Raw genomic sequence first — 664 nt, forward strand, 5'->3', positions numbered from 1 at the left:
GGCCAAACCGCAGAGGATCGAGATCGGTGATGGTCAGGGCGTAGGCGACGAGAGAGCCGGCGCCGGAGCCACGGCCCGGCCCGACGGGAATGTTGTGATCCTTCGCCCACTTGATGAAATCGSCCACGATCAGGAAGTAGCCCGGATATTTCATCCGCTGGATGACGCCGACTTCGAAGGCGAGACGGTCGCGATAATCCTGCTCCGTCAACCCGGGCGCGGGGCCATGCGCGGCGAGGCGCAGATCGAGGCCGGCCTCCGCCTGTCGGCGAAGCTCCTCGCCCTCGTCCATGGCCGCCGAATCCCCGGTGCCGAAACTCGGCAGAATCGGCTTGTGGGTTTTGGCGCGTGTGGAGCAACGCAGTGCGATTTCGACGCTGGATTGCAGCGCATCCGGCAGATCGTGGAACAACTCCATCATCTGCTGACGAGTCTTGAAATGATGGTGCGGCGTCAGGCGGCGGCGGTTCTCGTCCGACACCAGGCGCCCCGCCGCGATGGCGAGCAGCGCGTCGTGCGCCTCGAAATCTCCCGGCGCCTTGAAGAATGGCTCGTTGGACGCAACGATGGGTAGACCGTTGCGGTCGGCGAGCGAAATCAATTCGCCCTCCACCATCCGCTGCTCGTCGAAGTTGTGACGCTGGATCTCGACGTAGAGTTGGTG

Annotated in this window: 1 pseudogene; it reads right to left on the bottom strand. The window is 64.0% G+C overall.

Features of this window, described 5'->3' with window-relative positions:
* A pseudogene (locus AC1DT3_RS23390) lies at window positions 1-664 on the bottom strand (DNA polymerase III subunit alpha); the annotation flags it as partial.

This window comes from Microvirga sp. P4_G7, assembly GCF_056401005.1.